We start from the raw sequence: 521 nt of genomic DNA, 5'->3' as shown, positions 1-521 counted from the left end.
CTTGGCCTCCGACTTAGAGTTCTAAACCTAGAGCTTCCCACCCAAAGGGTGGTACATCGCCAAAGGCGAGCGAAGGTGCTTTAAATAAAACTTGGTAGCTTACGGAGATATAAATGCTATTACCTTCATCCAAACAGACTAGCACTGCTAGTGGATTACAACAAATTATTAGTAACATGATTGGTCTCTCATGTAAAGCAGAACAGTTCATGTATACAGGCGGTTCTCCTAAATGTCCAAAAGAAATTCTTTGTGCTGCTGATCAGATTCGTTGCCATTTGGCAGAAGCAGCTACTATTCTTGGAGAACAAGTAAACCTGACTGGTGTACAAATAATGAAAGATGCTTGGTTCCCTGAACTTAAGCCAACTACTCGTGGCGGTACTGCTGAAAAAGAATTAAGTGATGCTATTGATGTTTGTATCAAACGTATTGATGCAATATGTCGTAATAACACATACCCACTTGCTGTTTGTAATGGTATTGCTAAATCTAGTTATTGTTTATTGCTGGCTAAATAT

The 521-nt window shown here is 39.3% G+C and carries 1 protein-coding gene; it reads left to right on the top strand.

The window, feature by feature from the left end; genetic code table 11:
* Positions 1-113: 113 nt before the first annotated feature.
* The coding region (locus tag N1032_RS27850) for a hypothetical protein (protein WP_259543981.1) at positions 114-521 on the top strand (408 nt) is incomplete at its 3' end.

Origin of the sequence: Herbiconiux daphne (assembly GCF_024979295.1) — a bacterium.
GTDB lineage: Bacteria > Actinomycetota > Actinomycetes > Actinomycetales > Microbacteriaceae > Herbiconiux > Herbiconiux daphnes.
Note: the sequence above shows the minus strand (reverse complement) of the source record. Positions and strands in the feature narration are given on the sequence as shown.